Origin of the sequence: Sneathiella sedimenti (genome assembly GCF_017313765.1) — a bacterium.
Classification (GTDB): Bacteria; Pseudomonadota; Alphaproteobacteria; order Sneathiellales; family Sneathiellaceae; genus Sneathiella; species Sneathiella sedimenti.
Map to the genome: position 1 here is coordinate 725078 of NZ_JAFLNC010000002.1, position 17387 is coordinate 742464.

Genomic DNA, 17387 nt, shown 5'->3' on the forward strand with positions numbered 1-17387 from the left:
AATATTTTACTTGTTTGACGCGGTCTTGATCTGCTCTTTGAGCTTGTTGATCAGGCCCTCGACCCCGACGCCAGGCTGGCTGACAACCGAGGCGAACTCGGACCGGTGCGTCTGCGCCATGCTGATACCTTCAATGATCACATCGACGATCTTGGCGCCCTGATCGGTGCTGCGTACGCGCCAGTCAAGCTTGATGGGCGGGCCGTTGGGCCGGGTGATCAGGGAATGAACCAGGGATTCCTTGTCATTGAGCGACGTCGCGTCCTTGATCTCGAGATTTTCACCGGAGTAGGAGCCGATTTTGTCGGCGTAGCTGGTGACCATGTAGTCGCGGAAGACTTTCAGGAACTCGCTTTGCTCGGTTTCTGACGCCTCGCGCCAGTACTGGCCGAGAACAAACCGGCCGATCCGGTTCATGTCAAAACTAGAATCCAGGAACTTTTCGAAGCGATCCTGCTTCTGTTCATCGCTCAGCGACGTGTCCGCCAGCGTCGCAACAGCCTCGTCGCCAATATTCTTGACCATAGCGAGGGCAGCCTGCTCTTTCGTTTCCGCGGCATAGGCAACCGGTTGGAAAAGCACGGCCAATGCCGCAGTGGCTACCAGCATTCCCTGGAAGAATTTTCTTTTAGTCAACATTTTACATACCCCCAACGGGATTCATTTCTTCAACGGAAAATAAAATTGTGTAAGAAAAAATCTCGTTGCAATTAATTTTTCTTAACCGGGTTGTCATCATCGTCGAATGACATATCCGGCAATTGTGTCGAATTGCTGGCACCGTTAAGAATCATGTTGTTTCGATTCTGTCGGTACAGACTTCTGATCGCCGCATAGAAATCGATGGAGTTTTTCTCGATTTCATCAAGGGCTTCAATCGCGCGGGACCTTTGGTCGATCCCGTTTACTGCCCAGCGAACAGCGCCGGCATGCTCAATGCCGTTTTCTTTTGCCGCGTAATTGACAGGGTCAAGATAGTAATCGGCAATTCCGCCAACGGCGGCACGCGTTGTTCTCGGTCCGAGGACGGGAATAACGAGATAGGGACCTTCCTGAATGCCCCATTTGGCAAAGGTCTGACCCATATCTTCTGAAGGGGTGTTCAGCTTGGCCACGTCAAACAGGCCGCCAACGCCCAGGAACGTATTGGTAAAGAACGCGCCCATATTATCGCCGGCACCGTTCAGGTCACCCTGCAGGACATTATTGATCAGGTAGATCGGCTGCGACAGGTTGGTCAGGAAATTGGTTACGCTGTCGCGCACAGCCTCAGGCAAAACACCTCGGTACATTTCCGCCACCGGTTTGAGGAACAGCGCATCAAGGGCGTAGTTCACATCAAAGAAATAGCGGTTCATGGGTTCCAGGGGATCATAAACCTCGTCATACATCACAGCAACGGCTTTGCCATCCTTCTGCTGTGGTGACGCACAGCCACTGACTGCAACAAGAAGGGCAATCGCCGTTAAACCGGCTGTTAAGGAGGATGATTTTGAACGCAAACCCATTTTTATCTTTTCCAACTCAGTACCTGTGATCCGGAAGTGAGGCATAATCTATCCGGTAAGAGTTACCAAAGTCTTTAACCTTTTTAGTTAACTCTGTTTAACTGCATTTCACAATAAAACAATAGTCCTAGACGAAGACAACCTCCGACGTTGTAACTATCATATGGCTAAATCCAACGCGAGTCGCTGCTTTTTCAGGTTAACAGAATACTTTTATGGTGTGGCGAAAAAGTCGCGGATAGGGTTATAATTTTCCTGTACAAAGATATAAGGATATGTTTATATCATTTAAATTAATGATTTTATTGAGGTTGATGTGGAAAATCTGCTCCAGGGATTACGGGCCGCCGGGGAAGAGACCCGGCTCAGGTTGCTGGTTCTCTGTGGCCATTCTGAACTGACTGTCAGTGAACTGACACAGATTCTCGGTCAGAGCCAGCCCCGTGTTTCCCGTCACCTGAAACTTCTCTGTGAAGCAGGCCTGCTCGACCGATATCAGGAGGGGAGCTGGGTTTTCTACCGGCTGTCGGCGAAGAACAATGCCTCTCTGCTGGCCCGAACGCTGGTTGATCTGGTGCCCGAGGCTGACCCCATCGTATCGCGTGATCTGGACAGGCTCGAATCCGTCAAGAAGGCGCGGATCATGGCCTCAGAGGAGTATTTCCGTGAAAATGCCGCCCGCTGGCGGGAAATTCGGTCGCTGCATGTACCGGAAGAGGCCGTAGAGGAGGCGTTGCTGGACCTTACCAAGGGGCACAAGATTTCTGATTTTCTCGATATCGGCACTGGCACCGGCCGGATGCTGGAGCTGTTCGGCCCCAAGGTCACCCATGCCATCGGCGTTGATACCAGCCGGGAAATGCTGTCCTTTGCCCGCACGGCAATTGAGGATGCAGGGCTCAGGAATTGCCAGGTACGCCTTGCGGATATGTATAACCTGCCGTTTACCAACCAGTCCCAGGACGCCATCGTGATCCATCAGGTGCTGCATTATGCGGAGGATCCCGCCGTCGCCATCCGGGAGGCCGCCCGTCTTCTGCGCAGCGGCGGCATCCTGGCCATTGTTGATTTTGCGCCCCATACGCTCGACAGCCTGCGTACAGAGCATGCCCATCGCCATATGGGGTTTGACGAGGACAGCATCCGGGCGAACTGCATCGAGGCCGGCCTTGAACCGAAAGACTTCACGGTGCTCAAGGGTGACCCTCTTACCGTTAATATCTGGACGGCCGTTCCGGCCGCCATCGCGCAATCCAAAGGAGCCGTCGCGTTATGATTATGTCAGGAATACCGGAACGGGATAATATTTCCGGCGGTGTGTTGGGTGCGCAGGCGCGCAATCGCGTTGATGTGTCGTTTGAATTCTTCCCGCCAACATCGGACGCCCTCGCGGAAAAACACTGGCAGGCATTAACCCGGCTTGCGCCGCTGAACCCGAAGTTCGTCTCAGTAACATATGGGGCTGGCGGCTCAACGCGGGAGCGGACCCATTCACTTGTCAGCCGTATCCGCCAGGAGACAGCGTTGGAACCGGCAGCACATCTGACCTGTGTTGGTGCGACCCGCGATGAGCTTGAGGAAGTTGCCGAGCAATATTGGTCGAGCGGTATACGACATCTGGTCGCCTTGCGCGGTGATCCGCCAGAGGGCTATGACAGCTTCAAGCCGCATCCGGGCGGGTTCGCGGGCTCGGTCGAGCTGATCGAGTTCCTGCGGAAAAAGCATGATTTCGAAATTTCCGTCGGCTGCTACCCGGAAATTCATCCCGATGCAAAGTCCAGCCTTGCCGATATCGACTATCTCAAGCGCAAGATGGACGCGGGCGCAACGCGGGCGATCACACAGTTCTTCTTCGATCCGGAAGTATATCTCCGGTTTGTGGATCGTGCCCGCGCGCATGGCATCACCATACCGATCGTGCCGGGTATCCTTCCGGTTACGAGCTATTCAAAAATCCGTCAGTTCAGCAAACAGTGCGGCACCCAGGTGCCTGCCTGGCTGACCCATCTGTTCGAGGATCTGGATGAGGACCCGGCGACGCGCAATCTGGTTGCCGCGATGGTCGCGTCCGAGCAGTGCCTGCAACTCCAGAGGGCCGGCGTTACGGATTTTCATTTTTATACGTTGAACCGGGCAGACCTGGTCTATTCTGTCTGTCATACACTTGGGCTGCGGCCTGAACAAAGTTCTGTAACTGTCTAAATTAATTAATTTATTGAATAAAGGTCATTCCATGCAGAAGTCACCGGCATTTGCTGAACTCGAGGCTATTCTGGACAAGAGGATCATGGTTCTTGATGGCGCCATGGGCACGATGATCCAGGGATTTCGCCTGACGGAGGAGGATTACCGGGGAACATTATATGCAAATGTCAGTAATGACCTCAAAGGCAACAATGACCTTCTGACCCTGACCAAGCCGGATGTGATTGAGAAGATTCACGATGATTTCCTTGCTGCGGGATCAGATATCCTGGAGACCAATACCTTCAATTCCACCTCGATCGCGCAGGCGGATTACAAGCTTGAAAAGGCGGTCTATGAGCTGAACAAGCAGGGGGCGGCACTCGCCCGCAAGGTGGCAGACCGCTGGACGGAGAAGACGCCGGACAAGCCGCGGTTTGTGGCGGGTGTTCTTGGGCCGACCAACCGGACGGCATCGATCTCGCCAGACGTGAATGATCCGGGCTATCGCAATGTTTCCTTTGATGAATTGGTCGAGGCCTATGATGAGGCGCTGCGCGGGCTGATCGATGGCGGGGCGCAGATCATCCTGATCGAGACCGTGTTTGACAGTCTTAACTGCAAGGCCGCCATTTATGCGGTGCTCAGCTATTTCGAGGAAACCGGCGTTCGTCACCCCGTTATGGTTTCCGGCACCATCACCGATGCGTCGGGGCGGACCCTCTCGGGCCAGACGGCGGAAGCATTCTGGGCTTCCATGTCGCATGTGCAACCAATCAGTATCGGGTTCAATTGTGCTTTGGGTGCCAAGGACTTGCGGCCTCATGTTCAATCAGTCTCGCATGTCGCGACGGCGCGGGTCAGCGTCCATCCGAACGCCGGGCTTCCCAATGAGCTGGGCGACTATGACGATACCCCGGCCTATATGGCCGAACAATTGGGCGAGTTTGCGAAGAGCGGCCTTGTGAACATCGTTGGCGGGTGCTGCGGGACGCGTCCTGAACATATTGCGGCGATAACCGAGGCGGTTGCCGGTGTTGCGCCGCGCAAGATCCCCGAACTGGAGCCTGTCTGCCGCCTGAGCGGGCTGGAACCGCTTTATCTGGACGATGTGGCCGGCTTTATCAATGTCGGCGAACGGACGAATGTCGCCGGTTCCGCCAAGTTCAAGAAGCTGGTGATGGAGGGGGACTATGACACCGCCCTCGATATTGCGCGGGAACAGGTGATTAACGGGGCGCAGATTGTCGATGTGAACATGGATGACGCCATGCTGGACGCCAAATCCGCCATGACGACCTTCCTCAACCTCATCGCTTCGGAGCCGGATATCAGCCGGGTGCCGATCATGATCGACAGCTCCAAATGGGAGGTGTTGCAGGCCGGGCTGAAAACTGTGCAGGGCAAGGGTGTTGTCAACTCCATCAGCCTGAAGGAGGGCGAGGAGGAGTTTATCGCCCATGCCCGGGAAATCCGCCGGTTTGGCGCGGCGGCCGTGGTCATGGCCTTTGATGAGGACGGGCAGGCGGACAGCAAGGAACGGATGATCGAGATCTGCACACGGTCGTATAAGATTTTGACGGAAGTCGTTGATTTTCCTCCCGAAGATATCATTTTCGACCCCAACATCTTTCCCATTGCGACGGGTATTGATGAGCATCGCAATTTCTCCCGCGACTATATTGAGGCGACGCGCGAGCTGAAGGCCACGCTGCCCTATATCCAGATTAGCGGCGGCGTCAGTAACATGTCCTTCTCGCTCCGGGGCAACAACCCCATGCGCGAGGCGATGCATTCGGTCTTCCTCTATCACGCGATCCAGGCGGGCATGGATATGGGCATCGTGAACGCGGGCCAGCTCGCCGTCTATTCCGATATCCCGGAAGACCTGCGCGACAGGATCGAGGATGTGGTTTTCAACAAGCGCGACGACGCGACGGAACGCCTGCTTGAGGTGGCGGAACAGGCCATCGGCCAGAAGCGGAGCAATGTCGTTGATTTAACCTGGCGCGAAGGGACGGTCGGTGAACGGCTCACCCATGCGCTGGTGAAGGGAATCTCCGATTATATCATCGAGGATACGGAAGAGGCCCGCCTTCAGTTCCCTCGGCCCATCCAGGTGATCGAGGGGCCGTTGATGGATGGCATGAATGTGGTTGGCGACCTGTTCGGATCGGGCAAGATGTTCCTGCCGCAGGTGGTGAAAAGTGCGCGCGTCATGAAGCAGGCGGTGGCGCATCTTCTGCCCTTTATCGAGGCGGAGAAGGACAAGAGCGGGGAATCCCAGACCAAGGGCAAGGTCCTGATGGCGACGGTCAAGGGCGATGTGCATGACATTGGCAAGAACATCGTTGGCGTCGTCCTGCAATGTAACAATTTCGAGGTGATCGACCTCGGCGTGATGGTGCCTTACCCGAAAATTCTCGAGACGGCGATTGCTGAAAAGGTCGATATCATTGGTCTTTCCGGGCTGATCACGCCGTCGCTTGAGGAAATGGCGACAGTCGCTGCGGAAATGCAGCGTCAGGGATTCCAGTTGCCGCTGCTGATCGGCGGGGCGACCACCTCGAAGGTGCATACGGCCCTCAAGATCGCGCCGCAATATGACGGGACGACAATCTATGTGACGGACGCGTCCCGCGCCGTCGGCATCGCCACCAAGCTGACCAGCAACGAGAATAACCAGGAGCTGCGCGACAGCATCAAGATCGAGTATGAACAGGTGCGGGAGAATTACCTGAAAAAATCCCGCCCCGATCAGCAATTCACGCTGGAGGAAGCACGCGCAAATGCCGTGCCGATCGACTGGTCAGAGTATCAGCCGCCGGTACCGCCCTTTCCGGGCCTGAATGAGTTTCAGAACATCAACCTGGCGCGCTTGCGGGAGTATATCGACTGGTCGCCCTTCTTCCGGACGTGGGAGCTTGCGGGGCATTTCCCGAAAATCCTGAAGGATGAGGTTGTGGGTGAAACCGCGACCGAGCTTTATAACGATGCGACGGCCATGCTGGACAAGATCATCGAAGAGAAATGGCTGACCGCGAAGGCAGTTGTGGGGCTGTTCCCGGCGGCACGGGACGGGGATGACGTGATCGTCTATACGGATGACAGTCGGACTGAGGAAAAACATCGCTTCCACTTCCTGCGGCAACAGATGATGCGGAAAAACGGGCGCGCCAACCACAGCCTCGCGGATTATATCGCGCCGGTGGACAGCGGCCTGAAGGACTATATCGGTGCCTTTGCCGTGACGGCGGGTCTCGGTATTGAAGCAAAGCTTGAGGAATTCAAGCGAACCCATGATGATTACAGCAGTATTATGCTGAAAGCACTCGCGGATCGACTGGCCGAGGCCATGGCTGAATATATCCATCAGCAGACGCGCAAGGAGCTCTGGGCCTATGCCCGTGACGAGCAACTCAGCAATGAGGACCTGATCCGCGAAAGCTATCAGGGCATACGCCCGGCGCCCGGTTATCCGGCCTGCCCGGAACATTCGGAAAAACGCGGGCTGTTCGATCTGCTGGAGGCGGAAAAGCGGGTCGGTATCGAGCTTACCGAGAGTTTCGCCATGATGCCGGCATCGTCGGTATCGGGACTGTATTTCTCCCATCCGGATGCCCGTTATTTCGGGATCGGCAATGTCGGTCGCGATCAGGTGGAGGATTACGCCAAGCGCAAGGATATTTCCCCTGACGCGGCGGAGCGGCTGCTCGCCTCTAACCTCGCCTATGAGCGGGTTCGCCGGGCGAGCTAAGCGCCCCAAGCAGATGACGCAAAGTTGATTTTCCGGTGATCGGCGCCGCGGCGATAATGCGGTCGGTCACAGACGGAGGGATTTTATGCGTGGATTTATCGCCGCGATCACACTGTTGCTTGCTCTCACAGGAGCAGGGACGGCCGTTGCCTTTGAGGAAGTGAACAAGAGCTATCTCGGCGGGCTTGCCGTCGATGGCCATGACAGCACGGCCTATTTCACGAAATCGGGCCCCGCAGAAGGGGAGGATGAGTACAGCGTCGACTACAAGGGCGCAACCTGGCGCTTTGTCGACGCCAAAAGCCGCGATCTTTTCGCCGCCGATCCGGAAAGCTATGCCCCGCAGTATGGCGGCTATTGCTCCAACCAGATGAGCCTTGGCAATTTATCGGACGTTGACCCCGGCGTCTGGCTGATCTTTGACGGCAAGCTCTATCTCTTCGGGCATGATGCGGGCCGCATCCGCTGGCAGAACACGGGCATTGCCGAGCGGATCAAGGACGCAGATCAAAACTGGCAGAAATATCTCGCCAGCAAATAACTACTTCCCGTAACCACCCCCGCTTGGCGTCTGGATAACGAAGATATCGTTCGCCGCCATCTCGGTCTTGTCGCGGCCCTCAAGATACTCGATTTCACCGTTCGTGCGGATCACCCATTGCTTGCCGACCTCGCCATCCGCCCCGCCCTTGAGGCCAAAGGGCGGCACAACGCGGTGACTGGAGAGAAGCGCCGCCGACATCGGTTCATGAAAGCGGATCTTGCGTAACGTCCCGTCGCCGCCCTTATGCGTGCCCTTGCCGCCGGAATTCTTGCTAATCTCAAAGCTTTCGAGCGTCACCGGGAAGCGCCATTCCAGCACCTCCGGGTCGGTCAGGCGGGAATTTGTCATATGGGTATGAACGGCACTGGTGCCGTCGAAATCAGGACCCGCGCCGGAGCCGCCGCAGATCGTCTCGTAATACTGGTAGGTCGCGTTGCCGAAGGTAAAGTTATTCATGGTGCCCTGCGCCGCCGCCATCACACCCAGAGCGCCGAACAGGCAGTCGGTGATGCATTGCGATGTCTCGACATTGCCCGCCACAACAGCCGCCGGATATTCCGGTGACAGCATGGAGCGTTCCGGCACGATAATCTCCAGCGGTTTCAGGCAGCCGGCGTTCAGGGGAATGTCACTCTCAACCAGACAGCGGAACACATAAAGCACCGCCGCCGTGGTGACCGCTCTCGGCGCATTGTAATTGGTTGGATGCTGGCCGCTGGTCCCGGTGAAGTCGATACGGGCTGTGCGCGCCTCCTTATTGATTGAGATTTTGACCTTGATCTCATAGCCGTCATCGAGGGCATAGCTGAAGGAACCGTCTTTCAGCACATCGAGCACGCGGCGCACGGATTCTTCCGCGTTATCCTGCACATGGCCCATATAGGCATGAACAACCTCAAGGCCGAAGTGATCGACCATCCGGCGCAGTTCCTGAATGCCTTTTTCACAAGCCGCGATCTGCGCCTTCAAATCGGCCATATTCTGGTCCGTATTGCGGGACGGATATTTGCCGGATTTCAGGATATCGACAATCTCGTCTTCCAGCAGCTTGCCACCATCGACCAGCAGGACATTGTCAAGAATGACGCCTTCCTCCTCCACCGTGCGGCTGTCGGGGGGCATGGAGCCGGGCGTTGTGCCGCCGATATCCGCGTGATGGCCGCGACTCGCGACGTAGAAGAGAACGTCCTTGCCCGCCAGATCGAACACCGGCGTGATCACAGTAACATCGGGCAGATGCGTGCCGCCGTTATAGGGGGCGTTCAGGACAAAGACATCGCCCGCCTTCATCGTTGCTTTATGCTTGGTGATCACGGCCTTGATGCTTTCGGACATGGAGCCGAGATGCACCGGCATATGCGGCGCGTTGGCGATCAGGTCACCATTGAGGTCAAACACCGCACAGGAGAAATCAAGCCGTTCCTTGATATTCACCGAATAGGCGGTTTTCTCCAGCACCGTGCCCATCTGTTCCGCAACATTCATGAAAAGATTGTTGAAAATCTCCAGCATGACCGGATCGACTTCCGTGCCGATCGCCATTTCACGTTTAAGCTCCTCTGTCCGGGTCAGGACCAGATCGCCGCGATCCGTCATTTCCGCCTGCCAGCCGGGCTCGATCACATTTGTGCCGGTCTTTTCAACAATAACGGCCGGTCCGTCTATCTTTGCACGGACGGGCAGTTTATCGCGATCGTAGTAAGGGCATTTCTGCCAGCCATCGCCGATATAGATTTCCTGCCGGGCGAGGGGAGTGGGCTTGGTATCGCCGCCTGCGTGGCGGAGGTCGCCGATCTTGTCGCCGATGCCGACGACCTCAACCGCGGCAGCTTCCACAATCATCGCTTTTCCCGGCGTGGTAAAGCCGAAGCGCTGGCGATGGGCCGCCTCGAACGCTTTGGTTACCCCCTCGAGCGGGCCATCATCGACAACCATGGAGGTATCGGAGCCCTGATACTTGACATGGAGTTTGCGCTCGACCCGGATACGGGCGTCACTGACCCCTTGCGCGCGCATTTCCGCCAGCCCTTCGCTGGCGAGATCTTCGAGGGTTGCAGCGATATCGGCAAGAGCGGCGTCCGCCAGCGTCACCTCCATCGCCTTCTCCTTTAATACGCGAAGGTCGGCGAGCCCCATCCCGAAGGCGGAAAGAACGCCGGCGTAAGGATGCAGCAAAATTTTCTTCATGCCGAGACTGTCGGCGACCAGGCAGGCATGCTGTCCACCGGCACCCCCGAAAGAGGTCAGCACATATTCAGAGACATCATAGCCGCGCTGGACGGAGATTTTCTTGATGGCGTTGGCCATATTCTCCACCGCGATGAAGAGAAAGCCGCGCGCAACTTCTTCCGGGCTGCGGTTGTCGCCGGTGGCGGCATTGATCTTCGCGGCAAGGGCCTCAAATTTTTCGCGGACCGTCCCGACGTCCAGCGGTTCGTCGGCATTGGGGCCAAAGACCTTGGGAAAGAAGTCCGGCGCGAGCTTGCCGAGCATGACATTGCAGTCGGTGACCGTCAGCGGTCCGCCCTTGCGGTAGCAGGCGGGGCCGGGATTGGCGCCCGCGCTGTCCGGGCCGACCTTGTACCTTGCCCCATCGAAATGCAGGATCGAGCCGCCGCCTGCCGCCACGGTGTGGATCAGCATCATGGGCGCGCGCATGCGCACACCGGCGACCTCGGTCTCGAAGGTGCGTTCATACTCCCCACCATAGTGGGAGACATCAGTCGACGTGCCGCCCATATCAAAGCCGATGACTTTCTCGAAACCGGCCATGGCGCTGGTCTGGACCATGCCGACGACGCCGCCCGCCGGACCGGAAAGAATGGCGTCCTTTCCTTGAAAGAAATGCGCATCTGTCAGGCCGCCGTTCGATTGCATGAACATCAGCCGCGTATCGCCGAGCTCGGACGCGACCCGGTCGACATAGCGGCGCAGGATAGGGGAGAGATAGGCATCGACCACGGTGGTGTCGCCCCGGCTGACCAGCTTCATCAGGGGGCTGGTCTCATGACTGGTGGAGACCTGCGTGTAGCCGATCTCTTTCGCGATTTTCGCGACGGCTTTCTCATGATCGGGATAGCGATAACCATGCATGAAGACAATGGCACAGGCGCGCAGGCCCGTATCATAGGCGGCCTGCAGCCTGGCGCGGGCCTCTTCCGTATCGAGAGGGCGGATCATCTCGCCGGTGGCGCCGACACGCTCCCTTACCTCGATCACGTGACTATAAAGCATCTCGGGTAGTTGAATGTTCAGGTCAAACAACCTTGGTCGCGTCTGGTACCCGATACGGAGGCTATCGCGGAACCCCTCCGTCGTGACAAAGACGAGAGGTTCGCCCTTGCGTTCCAGCAGCGCGTTGGTGGCGACCGTCGTGCCCATCTTGACCGCATCGATCTGGGAGGCCGGAATATCATCTTTTTTGTTGAGGCCGAGCAGGTCGCGAATGCCCTGCAGCGCCGCGTCCTCATACTGCTCCGGATTTTCGCTGAGGAGCTTATGGGTGACGATTTCGCCATCGGGCTTGCGCGCAACAAGGTCGGTAAAGGTGCCACCACGGTCAACCCAGATCTGCCATTCCTTCGTCGCCGCGTCATCCATTTTATTCGTCATAGTTTCTCTCAACCGAAGCCATATAGATCCCGTGCGCGCCACCGGACACCTCAAATGCTTATCATCAGGCACTGGCGCAGGTAAAGCCGTATTGGTGAAAGATTTCACCGCTTTCACGGAATCGCAATGCCGGACGTTTCTGAGGCAGGAGAAATTCAGGAAAGCGGCTCAAATGACGGTAGATGAAACTTTTGAAAATTACGTTCCCCTGTCCCAGTCGCCGGTCTGGGACCTGCTGCGAAGCTACTATGACATACTTGGTGTCGACGCCTGGGCGCCGGGCAGGGTGCCGGACTATGTGACGACGAACCCGTTTATCGCGCGCGCCTATGCCAAGGTCATTCGCGGCTTTCTGGAGGATTTCGGTCAGGGCCGCAGCGACCGCGCCCGGCGGGAGCCGCATTACATCGTCGAGCTTGGGGCCGGACCGGGGCGCTTTTCCCATGGTTTCCTGCGGCATTTTTTCTCGCCCGAGGAACAGGCTGCCAACTGCAGGCAACATATCGTCTATGTGATGACGGATGTTTGCGAGGCCAATATCGAGTTCTGGCGGCAGCATCCGCAGTTAAAACCCTTTGTCGATCAGGGGGTTCTGGATTTCGCCTATTTCGATGTTCTGAAAGATGACCCGATCCGCCTGTTGATCTCCGGGAGAAAGATCACGCCGGGGGGCCTGTCAAACCCGCTCGCGGTGATTGCGAATTATGTGATCGACAGCCTGCCGCATGATTTTTACACCGTCCGGGATAACCAGCTATTCGAGCGGCGGGTCTGTCACCGGATCGAAACGGACAGCGATGACATTGCGGAAATCGTCCGCGCCACCCGGTTTGACTATCACGAACAGCCGACAACGGCAGATATATACGAGCATGAGGACTGGAACAGACTTCTCGAAAAATACCGGAAAATGACGGGGGAGCTGCATATCTCCCTTCCTGTCGGCGGGTTCCGGATGATTGACCGGCTGCAACAGCTGACGACGGGTCCGATGTTCTTGCTGTCGGGTGATTTCGGGGTCTCTGACCTTCTCGCCCTTTCCGAGTTGCCGCCACGAAAGGTGCCAACAAACGGCACCTTCAATCTGCATGTCAATTATCATGCGATTTCACAATATGTAGATCGTAAGAAAGGGCAGTATTTAACGCCGGGTCATGCAAAATCATCGCTGGAAATGGCGGGGGTACTGATGAACCGGGGGCGGAGAAAGGCCCGGCATCTGACGTATCAATTCGACACACATATCCGTGACTTCGGACCGGACGAGTATTTCATGCTGAAGAAAATCGCCGAGGAGAATTTTGCCGGTCTCAGCCTGCCGCAATGCCTCGCCCTGTTGCGGATGAGTTATGGTGACATCAAGATGTTCCGTGGTTGCGCCGAGACTCTCAGGAAGACCCTGCCCATGGCGGGGGCGCTTCAGAAACAGTCGGTTGTTGAAGCGTTGAAGAAGGTTGATGAGGCGCATTTCAGAGGTGGCTCCGCCCTTGATCCCGCGATCCCGATTATCCTGCTGATGCTGGAGGCCGGCGATGTGGAGGGGGCGCTTGACGTCGTTGACCGCAACCGGCAGTTTCTTGAGGCGACGACGGAAGGAACGCTTCTCGCTGCCGAGATTCTTTGGCTGGCCGGCCGGGCGGGTGACGCGCGCGATCCGTTGAAAAACCTGCTACGGCGGGAGCCGGGCCATCGTGAGGCGCAAGTCCTGCTAGACCGCATTGCCGATAACGCGGAAGCATCCGGCACGGCATAGTTATCCGGATACATGGCCCTGAACAGTTTAAAAAGTAAGAAAATTTAAACTCTATGCCGTTAATGATATGCTATTCCTAGTGCATTAATTTTAAACGACATTGAGACAGGACCCATGGCGCATAAAGGCATTATTCTCGCGGGCGGAACAGGCAGCCGGCTTCATCCCTTGACTTTGGGTGTCAGCAAACAGCTGATGCCGATCTACGACAAGCCGATGATCTATTACCCGCTGACAACCCTGATGCTGGCGGATATCCGGGATATCCTGATCATTACGACGCCGGAAGAACAGGCCGTATTCCAGCGCGTCTTGCAGGATGGTTCGCGCTGGGGGTTGAATATTACCTACGCGGCGCAGCCGTCGCCGGACGGGCTGGCCCAGGCCTTCATCATCGGGGCCGATCATATCGGTGACGACCACTCCGCCCTGATTCTCGGGGATAATATTTTTTACGCCAACCGCTTTAGCCTGTTGCTACAGAATGCCAAGGCGCGGGAAAACGGCGCCACCATTTTCGGCTATCACGTCTCGGACCCTACGGCCTATGGTGTCGCGGAATTTGACGAGACCGGTAAAGTCATCGGGGTCGAGGAGAAACCGAAAAAGCCGAAATCGAATTTCGCCATTACCGGCCTCTATTTCTACGACAATCAGGTCATAGACTTTGCCAAGCATTTGAAACCAAGTGCCCGCGGGGAGTTGGAAATCACTGATCTCAACCGTCTCTATCTCGATCAGGGGGAGCTCAATATGGAGTTTCTCGGCCGGGGTAGCGCCTGGCTCGATACCGGCACTCATGACAACCTGCTGGAAGCCTCCCATTTCGTGCAGACGATCGAGAAACGGCAGGGCCTGAAAATCGCCTGCCCCGAGGAAATCGCCTATCAGAAGAAATTCATCACGGCGGATGAGCTTGCAGCCCTCGCCGAACCGCTTCGCAAGAGCGGTTACGGCGAGTATCTGCTGGACCTGTTGAAATAACGGCTAGATAAAGCCACGCATTTCAAGGGTTGCGATGACCTGATCGGCGGCGTCTTCCGGGCTCGTCCGGGCGCCGTCGATAATAATTTCCGCATTTTCCGGCCGTTCATAATCGGACGAGATACCGGTGAAATTCTTGATTTCGCCGGCCCGCGCCTTCTTGTAGAGGCCCTTGATATCGCGCGCCTCGCATATCTCGAGCGGAGTATCGACAAAGACTTCCAGGAATTCATCCTCCTCCAGCAGACCGCGCGCCATCTGCCGCTCGCTCCGGAAGGGGGAGATGAAGGAAACAAGTGTAATCAGCCCCGCATCGACCATCAGTTTTGCCGTCTCGCCGACGCGGCGGATATTCTCCACCCGGTCCGCATCGGTAAAGCCGAGATCCTTGTTCAGCCCGTGTCGCACGTTATCGCCATCCAGCAGGTAAGTATGCTTGTTCAGGGCATGCAACTTTTTCTCGACCAGGTTGGCGATCGTCGATTTGCCGGAACCGGAAAGGCCGGTAAACCAGAGGACAGAGGCTTTCTGTCCCTTCTGCTCGGCGCGCGCCTCCTTATGGATATCCACGGACTGCCAATGAATATTTTCCGCCCGGCGCAACGCGAAATCGATCATGCCGGCGGCGACGGTCGCATTGCTAAACCGGTCGATCAGGATAAAGGAGCCCGTCGCCGGTATCTCCGCATAGGGATCGAAGGAAATCGCCTTGTCGAGAGACAGGTTGCAGACGGCGATATCATTGAGCTCCAGCTTCTTGGACGCCATATGCTCCATGGTATTGACATTGACCGTGTATTTCAGGTCGCTGATTCGCGCCGCCGTCGTTCCGGTGCCGAGTTTCAATAGATAGGTTCGGCTTGGCAGCATGGGCTCGCTGCTCATCCAGACGATCTTCGCCTCGAACTGGTCGGCGGTTGACGGCCGATCCTTCGTCGCGCAAAGGATATCGCCGCGGCTGATGTCGATCTCGTCCTCAAGGGTGAGGGTGACGGCCTGTCCGGCGATGGCCTCGTCTAGATCGCCATCGAAGGTGACGATGCGCGCGACCCGGCTGCTCCGACCTGACGCGGGCTCGACGATTTCATCCCCGACACGGATCGTGCCGCTGGCGATGGTGCCCGAAAAGCCCCGGAAATCAAGGTTCGGCCGGTTGACCCACTGCACGGGCATCCGGAACGGGCGGGAGAGATCCTCCGCGCCAATCTCGACATTCTCAAGATAGCTAAGCACGCTGGCCCCGTCGTACCAGGGCATGGCCTCGCTCGCGCCGATCATGTTATCGCCTTTCAAGGCAGAGACGGGGATCGGGGTGATTTCTTCGAAATCGAGTTGTTCTGCGAATGTGAGATAGCCGCTGCGGATTTTCTCGAACACCGCCTCGTCATATCCCACAAGGTCCATCTTGTTGATCGCCAGCACGACTTTCTTGATGCCGAGCAGGTTAACCAGATAGCTGTGCCGCATGGTCTGGATCAGGACGCCCTTGCGCGCATCGATCAGGATGACGGCGAGGTCGGCGGAGGAGGCGCCGGTGACCATGTTGCGGGTATATTGCTCATGCCCCGGGGTGTCGGCGACGATGAATTTCCGCTTGTCGGTGGCAAAGAAACGATAGGCGACATCGATGGTGATGCCCTGTTCGCGCTCGGCCTGCAAGCCGTCAAGAAGGAGGGCGTAGTCAATGTCGCCATTCTGCGTGCCGACGCGCTTGCTCTCGGCGGTCAACGTGGCGAGCTGATCCTCGAACAACAGTTTCGAATCCCACAGCAGGCGGCCGATAAAGGTGCTCTTGCCGTCATCCACGCTGCCGCAGGTGATAAAACGGAGGAGGTTCTTCTGTTCCTGTGTCTTGAGATAGGCGTCGATTTCCACGGTCGTCGCTTCGGTTCTCTGGTCCATCAGAAATATCCTTCCTGCTTCTTCTTCTCCATCGACCCGGCCTGGTCCTTGTCGATCAGCCGACCCTGCCGCTCGGATGTGCGGGCGACGAGCATTTCCTGGATAATCTCGGGCAGCGTGGACGCCGTCGACTCGATGGCGCCGGTCAGGGGGTAACAGCCGAGAGTGCGGAAGCGGACCGATTTCATCATCGGCGTCTCCCCTTCGCTAAGCGGCATGCGGTCGTCATCGACCATGATCAGCATCCCCTCGCGCTCCACCACCGGCCGTTCGGCGGCGAAATAGAGCGGCACGATGGGAATATCCTCCATATAGATATATTGCCAGATATCGAGCTCGGTCCAGTTGGAGAGAGGGAAGGCGCGGATGCTTTCGCCTTTCCGGACCCGACCGTTATAAACATTCCAGAGTTCCGGCCGCTGGTTTTTAGGGTCCCAGCGATGGGACTCGTTGCGGAAGGAGAAGACCCGCTCTTTCGCGCGGCTTGCTTCCTCATCGCGGCGGGCCCCGCCAAAGGCCGCATCGAACTTGTACTGGTCGAGCGCCTGTTTCAGGGCCTCTGTTTTCATCACATCGGTATGCAGAGCCGAGCCATGGGTGAAGGGGCCGATCCCCTGTTTGACGCCTTCCGGGTTGGTATGCACCAGCAGTTCAAGCCCGTAATCCTTCACGATGGTATCGCGGAAATGGATCATCTCGCGGAATTTCCAGGTCGTATCCACATGCAGAAGCGGGAAGGGGACAGGAGAGGGATAGAAGGCTTTCCGCGCGAGATGCAGCAGTACCGCCGAATCCTTGCCGATGGAATAGAGCATGACAGGTTTCTCGAATTCCGCGACCACCTCGCGAAAGATGTGAATGCTTTCGGCTTCCAGCTGGCGTAGATGGGTCAAACGCGATGTGCTCATAATGTCTGTCTCTGCTTCCTGTAACGGGCGCCGATGCGCCGCTTCGCGCAAGGGCTTACATAATATCGAGAGTTGTCACAAGAAGAAACAACCCTATTTAACTGTATTAAAATGTGAAATATATCATTTTGCATAAAAATACCGTTTAAATGCCAACATAGGGTGTCTTTCCTGATGTTACAATAGGTGAAAATGTCATTGCCGAGGTATCGTCAAAACCGTCTGGAGAGAAAAT

11 protein-coding genes are annotated in these 17387 nt (G+C 56.7%); 6 read left to right on the plus strand and 5 right to left on the minus strand.

Features of this window, described 5'->3' with window-relative positions; genetic code table 11:
• Window positions 1-6: 6 nt before the first annotated feature.
• The gene (locus J0X12_RS08635; RefSeq protein WP_207044300.1) at window positions 7-639 is read right to left on the minus strand and encodes an MlaC/ttg2D family ABC transporter substrate-binding protein; all 633 of its coding nucleotides are present in this window, start codon (window positions 637-639) and stop codon (window positions 7-9) included.
• Between the two features lie 71 nt (window positions 640-710).
• Window positions 711-1508, minus strand: coding sequence for an MlaA family lipoprotein (locus J0X12_RS08640; protein ID WP_207044302.1), 798 nt, complete (start codon window positions 1506-1508; stop codon window positions 711-713).
• Between the two features lie 316 nt (window positions 1509-1824).
• Between J0X12_RS08640 and J0X12_RS08645 the strand changes: the two genes are divergently transcribed.
• The 4 genes from J0X12_RS08645 (at window position 1825) to J0X12_RS08660 (ending at window position 7990) form a co-directional block, all read left to right on the plus strand.
• Window positions 1825-2784, plus strand: coding sequence for an ArsR/SmtB family transcription factor (locus J0X12_RS08645; protein ID WP_207044319.1), 960 nt, complete (start codon window positions 1825-1827; stop codon window positions 2782-2784).
• Window positions 2781-3710, plus strand: a complete 930-nt coding sequence (metF, locus tag J0X12_RS08650) for a methylenetetrahydrofolate reductase [NAD(P)H] (RefSeq protein ID WP_207044323.1) — start codon at window positions 2781-2783, stop codon at window positions 3708-3710. The genes J0X12_RS08645 and metF overlap by 4 nt, the downstream gene beginning before the upstream one ends.
• Before the next feature lie 31 nt (window positions 3711-3741).
• A complete protein-coding gene (gene metH, locus J0X12_RS08655) occupies window positions 3742-7449 on the plus strand; it encodes a methionine synthase (RefSeq protein WP_207044337.1) in 3708 nt (1235 codons plus the stop codon).
• 85 nt (window positions 7450-7534) lie between these two features.
• Window positions 7535-7990: a YHS domain-containing (seleno)protein gene (locus J0X12_RS08660; RefSeq protein WP_207044340.1), complete on the plus strand. Its 456-nt coding sequence runs from the start codon at window positions 7535-7537 to the stop codon at window positions 7988-7990.
• On the opposite strand, the gene J0X12_RS08665 is transcribed toward J0X12_RS08660, so the two are convergent.
• The gene (locus J0X12_RS08665; protein ID WP_207044343.1) at window positions 7991-11605 is read right to left on the minus strand and encodes a hydantoinase B/oxoprolinase family protein; all 3615 of its coding nucleotides are present in this window, start codon (window positions 11603-11605) and stop codon (window positions 7991-7993) included.
• A 172-nt stretch (window positions 11606-11777) separates the two neighbouring features.
• On the opposite strand from J0X12_RS08665, the gene J0X12_RS08670 reads away from it, so the two are divergent.
• The gene (locus J0X12_RS08670) at window positions 11778-13358 is read left to right on the plus strand and encodes an SAM-dependent methyltransferase (RefSeq protein WP_207044345.1); all 1581 of its coding nucleotides are present in this window, start codon (window positions 11778-11780) and stop codon (window positions 13356-13358) included.
• Window positions 13359-13472: 114 nt separating this feature from the next.
• Complete coding sequence (rfbA, locus tag J0X12_RS08675) at window positions 13473-14342, plus strand: glucose-1-phosphate thymidylyltransferase RfbA (RefSeq protein ID WP_207044346.1); 870 nt, start codon at window positions 13473-13475, stop codon at window positions 14340-14342.
• A gap of 3 nt (window positions 14343-14345) precedes the next feature.
• Here rfbA and cysN read toward each other — a convergent pair whose 3' ends face one another.
• On the minus strand, window positions 14346-16244 hold the full coding sequence (cysN, locus tag J0X12_RS08680; protein ID WP_207044348.1) for a sulfate adenylyltransferase subunit CysN: 1899 nt from the start codon (window positions 16242-16244) through the stop codon (window positions 14346-14348).
• Window positions 16244-17203: a sulfate adenylyltransferase subunit CysD gene (gene cysD, locus J0X12_RS08685; RefSeq protein ID WP_273543396.1), complete on the minus strand. Its 960-nt coding sequence runs from the start codon at window positions 17201-17203 to the stop codon at window positions 16244-16246. Before cysD ends, cysN begins: the two co-directional genes overlap by 1 nt.
• Window positions 17204-17387 lie beyond the last annotated feature (184 nt).

Bases quoted from the DNA above. Each gene is read 5' to 3' on its own strand.
- J0X12_RS08635 (WP_207044300.1), bottom strand. From the start codon at position 639: ATGTTGACTAAAAGAAAATTCTTCCAGGGAATGCTGGTAGCCACTGCG.
- J0X12_RS08640 (WP_207044302.1), bottom strand. From the start codon at position 1,508: ATGGGTTTGCGTTCAAAATCATCCTCCTTAACAGCCGGTTTAACGGCG.
- metF (WP_207044323.1), top strand. From the start codon at position 2,781: ATGATTATGTCAGGAATACCGGAACGGGATAATATTTCCGGCGGTGTG.
- metH (WP_207044337.1), top strand. From the start codon at position 3,742: ATGCAGAAGTCACCGGCATTTGCTGAACTCGAGGCTATTCTGGACAAG.
- J0X12_RS08660 (WP_207044340.1), top strand. From the start codon at position 7,535: ATGCGTGGATTTATCGCCGCGATCACACTGTTGCTTGCTCTCACAGGA.
- J0X12_RS08665 (WP_207044343.1), bottom strand. From the start codon at position 11,605: ATGACGAATAAAATGGATGACGCGGCGACGAAGGAATGGCAGATCTGG.
- J0X12_RS08670 (WP_207044345.1), top strand. From the start codon at position 11,778: ATGACGGTAGATGAAACTTTTGAAAATTACGTTCCCCTGTCCCAGTCG.
- rfbA (WP_207044346.1), top strand. From the start codon at position 13,473: ATGGCGCATAAAGGCATTATTCTCGCGGGCGGAACAGGCAGCCGGCTT.
- cysN (WP_207044348.1), bottom strand. From the start codon at position 16,244: ATGGACCAGAGAACCGAAGCGACGACCGTGGAAATCGACGCCTATCTC.